This is a genomic window from Actinomadura napierensis (assembly GCF_039529375.1).
GTDB lineage: Bacteria > Actinomycetota > Actinomycetes > Streptosporangiales > Streptosporangiaceae > Spirillospora > Spirillospora napierensis.
Genome location: NZ_BAAAMR010000223.1, coordinates 1 through 5,324, shown reverse-complemented (window position 1 = coordinate 5,324; position 5,324 = coordinate 1). Strand labels below are relative to the sequence as shown.

6 protein-coding genes and 1 pseudogene are annotated in these 5,324 nt (G+C 72.3%); 5 read left to right on the top strand and 2 right to left on the bottom strand.

Going from position 1 to position 5,324, the window contains the following annotated elements; translation table 11 throughout:
* Positions 1–622 (bottom strand): annotated as a pseudogene (locus ABD296_RS48755) (hypothetical protein); the annotation flags it as partial.
* A 203-nt stretch (positions 623–825) separates the two neighbouring features.
* Between ABD296_RS48755 and ABD296_RS48750 the strand changes: the two are divergent.
* From ABD296_RS48750 to ABD296_RS48730, 5 genes are all read left to right on the top strand, one after another.
* On the top strand, positions 826–1,239 hold the full coding sequence (locus ABD296_RS48750; protein ID WP_344285160.1) for a hypothetical protein: 414 nt from the start codon (positions 826–828) through the stop codon (positions 1,237–1,239).
* A complete protein-coding gene (locus ABD296_RS48745) occupies positions 1,170–1,796 on the top strand; it encodes a hypothetical protein (RefSeq protein ID WP_344285157.1) in 627 nt (208 codons plus the stop codon). Before ABD296_RS48750 ends, ABD296_RS48745 begins: the two co-directional genes overlap by 70 nt.
* 156 nt (positions 1,797–1,952) lie before the next feature.
* Complete coding sequence (locus ABD296_RS48740; protein WP_344285154.1) at positions 1,953–2,792, top strand: DUF3800 domain-containing protein; 840 nt, start codon at positions 1,953–1,955, stop codon at positions 2,790–2,792.
* An 89-nt stretch (positions 2,793–2,881) separates the two neighbouring features.
* Positions 2,882–3,949 carry a tyrosine-type recombinase/integrase gene (locus ABD296_RS48735; RefSeq protein WP_344285151.1) on the top strand — a complete coding sequence of 356 codons (1,068 nt, stop codon included), beginning with the start codon at positions 2,882–2,884 and terminating at the stop codon, positions 3,947–3,949.
* Positions 3,950–4,050: 101 nt separating this feature from the next.
* Positions 4,051–5,007 carry an IS481 family transposase gene (locus tag ABD296_RS48730; RefSeq protein WP_344285163.1) on the top strand — a complete coding sequence of 319 codons (957 nt, stop codon included), beginning with the start codon at positions 4,051–4,053 and terminating at the stop codon, positions 5,005–5,007.
* A gap of 120 nt (positions 5,008–5,127) precedes the next feature.
* On the opposite strand, the gene ABD296_RS48725 is transcribed toward ABD296_RS48730, so the two are convergent.
* Positions 5,128–5,324: hypothetical protein (locus ABD296_RS48725; RefSeq protein ID WP_344285149.1), on the bottom strand; the 197-nt coding region annotated here is incomplete at its 5' end.

Here is a 5,324-nt window from a genome sequence, read left to right as displayed (position 1 = left end):
CGGCCGCGGACCGCGCGGCCTGCTCGCGGCGTTCGGCGGCGAGCCGGGCGGCCTCGGCCTGGGTGGCGGCGGCGCGGGCCCGCGCGCTCTCGGCTTCCAGTTCGGTGTTGCGGGCCAGCACGCTCTCGCGCAGCGCGGCCAGCTCGGCGGCGAACGCCTGATCGCGGTCGGCGGCGGCGCGCAGCAGCCGGACGTGGGCGCGGCGGTCGGCCTCCTCCCGGTCGGCCCAGGCCAGCAGCGCCGCCAGGGGCTGCTCGACGGCGGCACCGACGGCCGACTCGCGGGCGCGCCGGGCGGCCTCCTTGCAGTCCTGCCCGCCCGGTCCCTCGCCGCCGCGGTGGTACTCGCGGCGGCGGCCGGTGCCGGCGGGCGCGGGCAGCGGCCCCCGGCAGTGCCTGCACCGCCCGTGCGGCGCGTCATCCTCCCCCGTGTCCTCGCTCGTGTCCTCCCCCGCGGCTGGCGGGGCGGCGGGCCCGGGCGCACCGCTGACCGTGACACCGGCCTCGACACCGGCCCCGGAAGTGGTCTCGGGAGCGCTGCCGGTAGCGGTGGCGGGCGGCTCACCGCGCTCAGCGGCGGCGGGGCGGGCGCGGGACGGGGTGGGTTCGGCCTGACCAGTCACCTGTGCATCATCACGGTTCCGTGGGCCCTTGTCCACGAAACCACGATTGACTTTCGTGGTTACATGAAACCCGTTTCCTCGTGCTGATCTGGACGGGGTTAAGGGAGACTTAACCCCTTCCAGCGTGGCCGGATCACGGCTACGGTGAGCGCGTACAGCCCCGTCACCCCCCCCGCCATGCCCCCGGAGAGGAGGACCGGACCATGAACCAGAACACCGGGACGGGCGACGCCGACCGGTCACTGCTCGACCAACTGAAGGGGCTGCGGCCGCCCGCTGGACAGCGCCACCGCGCCGCGCAGTACGCCAGGTGCACGCACGCGCTCGGGGGCATCCCGGTCACCGAGGTCACCGACGGCGCGGAGGGCGTCTTTGATCAAGCTCTCACCAACGGGCTGGCCGCGATCGTCGCGCACGACTGGCCGGGTGAGGAGACCACCGGCACGGGACGGGTCTTGCCGGCCGCCGGACTGCTGACGGTGATCGAGCGGCATGGTGAGACGGCCTCCGACGGCATCGTCCGCGTGCCCGACGACCCGGCAGGCCGATGTACGGCCCGCCTTCCTTCGACGGCGCGCCGTCCCGCCACTTCACCGAGGTCGCGGTGCGCACGCTGAGCAATGCGATCGGGGCCACCCAGGCGATCCGGCACGCCCGCGACGTCGGCGAGGAGACCGCCGCGTCGCTGACCGAGGAGCACCTGGCTGCGCTAGCCGCACTCGACCGGCACCCGGCGCTGCGGACGCTGACCCAAGAGCGGATCGACCGGTACGAGCAGAGCGTGGCCGACGCCGACGCCATCGAGCGCGAACGCGCCGAGCGCTTCCTGGAGGCCCTCGGCGAGCCCGAACGCGCCCGGCGAGCGCGGCGTGACTACGTCGCGGAGTACCGGTGGGTCAGCAAGGACGACTCCTGCGAGGTGGAGGACTGCCCGGTGTGCGGCTGCACCGCCCTGGTCACGCCCGAGCGCGAGCGCATCCTGGACGAGGTGGGCGTCGGGCACTGCTTCGTATGCAGCTACGAGCGCACCGCGCGGGTGGCGCAGGACCAGCGCAGACGCTGTAGTTCCAGCGGGCGGTGGAGCGCCCGGACTGATCGGCCGGCCGGGAGGACGTCGGCACCGCGGGTCGACCTGCTCCGGCGGGGGGCCGGCCGGTCGCATCGCACGACATGATCGAGAGACAATCAAGCGCATGATCTTTCTGGGGAAGTCCAAGCCGACCGGGGCTCGCCGGCACCCGCTTTCTGGTGGCGCCACTGGCCGCCTCCCGCTGCTCGGCGCGGCGCCCGCGGCAACTCCCGGCGCTCCCGGTCGGCAGGGGGCGTGAGCATGCGGGTGGCCTTCCTGGACGACAGTGAGCAGCAGCAGCCGCGACGGCGCGGCCTCGGGGCGCTGCGTGCGATGGCCGCGGTGATCTTCCCGGCCGATCAGCTCGCACCGTTCGACGTGACCTTCACGGCGCTGCGCAGCAAGTTGGGCATCCCGCCCAGCGAGGAAATCAAGTGGAAGCCGCCCAAGGGCAGCTTCCTGGCCGGTGCCGGCGGTGACCTCGTCACCCAGCTACGCGAGGGCATGCTCGCGGCGGCCCGCGACCATGACGCCCGCACCGTCACCGTGATCATCGACCACGGCGCCGTCTACAAGAGCAAGTCCCGGTCCGAGGTCAGCAAGATCGCGCTGAAGTGGCTGTACGAGCGGGTCTCCATGCACCTGGTCGACCACGACGACATCGGCATGGCGATCGCCGACCGGCCCGGCGGCGGCCGCAGCGAGGAGACCAGCTGGCTGACCGAAGCGCTGCAGCTGACCAGCGACGGTACCGAGTACGTCGACCCCGGCCGGGTGGTGCTGCCCATCGTCACCGCCGACTCCCGGCACGTGCCGCACCTGCAGCTGGCCGACCTGATCGCCGCCACCACCACCGGCGCCATCGCCGGCCACCCGCACGCGCTGGCGCTGGGCCCCCGGCTCGCCGAGCTGATGCACCGGCACTCCCTCGGCGCCGTCAACGGCGCCGGACTCAAGCTCTTCCCCGACCGCTACCTCAACCTGCTCTATCACTGCTTCGGTGAGACCGAGGCCTCACTGCCGAGTGCCAACGCCGGCCGCTATCTGCCGATCCCCGATCTGCCGTACGCCGACGACGACGGGCTCCCCCGCGCGTCATGACCGAACCCGACAGCGACAGCAGTCCCCCACCGGGTTCTCTCCCCGCGCTCGCGACCGGAGCCGTGCCGCCGCCCCGGCGTGAGCCCGTGGTGACCGGCACGCCCATCTCGTCACCGGCGCCTCCGCCGTCGGCCGACCGGGCACTGTCGCCGGACGCCGCCGCGCGCGTCGCGGCCGGGCTGGCGGCCAACACCACCCGCGCCTACACCCGGCACTGGACCACCTTCACCCGCTGGTGCGAGCTGACCGGCCGCACCCCGCTACCGGTCACCCGGGAGACCCTCGCCGAGTACGTGCACCACCTGACCGGCACCACCACCCAGTACGGCCGCCCGCCGGCGCCGACCACCATCGACACGATGCTCAGCTGCGTGCAGTCGGCGCACAAGCTCGCCGGGCTGGACTGCGACGCCCGGCTGGCCCGGATGGCGCTGCGCGCCTACCGCCAGGAGCGCGCCAAGCATCCCGACCCCAAGCTGCGCTATAAGCGGCGGCGGGCGCCGGAAATCGACGTCGCCGCGCTGCGCGCCATGATCGAGGCGATCGCCGCGGCGGTGCAGGCGGGCGAGTTGGACCCGGTGCGCGCCGAACGCGACCAGCTGGTGCTGGTGCTGGGCTTTGCGATGATGGGCCGCCGCTCTGAGGTCGCCGCGCTGGACATCGAGGACCTGGACTTCAGTGAGCGCGGCCTGACCATCACCATCCGCTACTCCAAGACCGACCAGGACGCCGCCGGTACCGAGGTGCGCCTGAAACCCGGCCACCGCGCCGCCACCTGCCCGGTCCGGCTCACCCAAAGCTGGCTGACCACCCTCGCCGAACACGGCATCACCGGCGGGCCGCTGCTACGCGGCATCGACAGGCACGGCACCCTGGCCGGGACCGGCGCCTTCGCCGGGCGCGGCACCGGCCGCATCGATGACGAGACCCTCAACACCATCGTCCGGGACGCTGCGATCCGCGCCGACCTCGACGACGCCGCGGCCTACACCTTCCACGGGCTGCGCGCCGGCGGCGCCACCAGCGCCGCCGAATCCGGCGCCGCCCCCTCCACCATCCAAGAACACGGCCGCTGGAGCAGCCTGTCGATGGTGTTCGTCTACTGGCGGCGCGGCACCGCCTGGACTAACGGCGCCCTGGACGGCGTGGGGCTCTAGATGTAGTGACCACGAACGTTGTTGACGGCCGAGGGTGGTTGATCAAGAGGAAGACCTCCGGTGTGGTGGAGGTGTCGAATCTGCACCGCACGGAGGTCTTCGTGGTCCACCGTAACGCCCGGCTGACCGTTCACGGGCGCCGTCTGCTGATCGAGCGAGTCGGTTCCGGCCGCCCGGTCGCGCACGTCGCTGCCGAGATGGGCGTCTCCCGCACCACCGCGCACAAATGGGTGGCCCGCTGGCGCGCCGAGGGCGAGGCCGGACTACACGACCGTCCCAGCCGGCCCCGCAGCACACCGCACCGCACCCCGGCCCACCTGGAGGAAAAGGTGTGCGCGCTGCGACGCAACCGCAAGCTCGGCCCGGCCCGCATCGGGCCGATCCTGGGCATGGCACCCTCGACCGTCCACCGCGTGCTAACCCGGCACCGCCTCAACCAGCTGGCGTGGCTGGACCGACCCACCGGCACCATCATTCGCCGCTACGAACGCCACCAGCCCGGCGAACTGCTGCACGTGGACGTCAAGAAACTCGGCCGCATCCCCGACGGCGGCGGCCACAAAGTCCTGGGCCGCCGCGCCGGGCGAGCCACCCGCAGCAACATGGGCTTTGACTACATCCACTCAGCGGTCGACGACCACACCCGCATCGCCTACAGCGAGATCCACCCCGACGAAAAGGCCGCCACCTGCGCCGACTTCCTGCGCCGGGCGGCGGCCTTCTTCACCGAGCCGGGCATCACCCGCATCGAACGGGTGCTGACCGACAACGCCTGGACCTACCGCAAGTCCACCGCCTGGCAGCAAGCACTGGACGAGCTGGGCGCCGCCGGCCGCCTGACCCGCGCCTACCGGCCACAGACCAACGGAAAGGTCGAACGGTTCAACCGCACCCTGGCAGATGAATGGGCCTACGCCCGGCCCTACACCAGCAACACCGACCGCACCGCGGCCCTGGCAGACTTCCTGCACACCTACAACCACCACCGAGGCCACACCGCACTCGGAGGCCAGCCACCCATCAGCCGCGTCAACAACGCTGAAGGTCACTACATCTAGAGCCGTGAGTCCCCGCACGGATGCAGCATCCAGGTTGATGGGTGAGCTCGGCGAGTCCGCGGTGGCGCTGGTGGGATCGAAGATCCGAGCACGAGCCCGTGCTCGGTCAGTCGCATGTGATCAAGTGGGCGGCATGAGGTGGAGCTGGTAGACCTCGCCGTCCACGATGATGACCTTGTCGGAGTCATCGGCGGCGAACCGGCACTCGTACACACTCCGATCACTGCGCCACAGCGCCAGCTCTCGTCCGTTCACCCGCTGCCCGCGCTCGCCGCGCTGGCGCTGTCCGGGCTGACCGTACCCGCCGCCGCGGCGGC

Excerpts from the sequence above, each read along its gene's own strand:
- ABD296_RS48750 (WP_344285160.1), top strand. The coding sequence starts at position 826 with ATGAACCAGAACACCGGGACGGGCGACGCCGACCGGTCACTGCTCGAC.
- ABD296_RS48745 (WP_344285157.1), top strand. The coding sequence starts at position 1,170 with ATGTACGGCCCGCCTTCCTTCGACGGCGCGCCGTCCCGCCACTTCACC.
- ABD296_RS48740 (WP_344285154.1), top strand. The coding sequence starts at position 1,953 with ATGCGGGTGGCCTTCCTGGACGACAGTGAGCAGCAGCAGCCGCGACGG.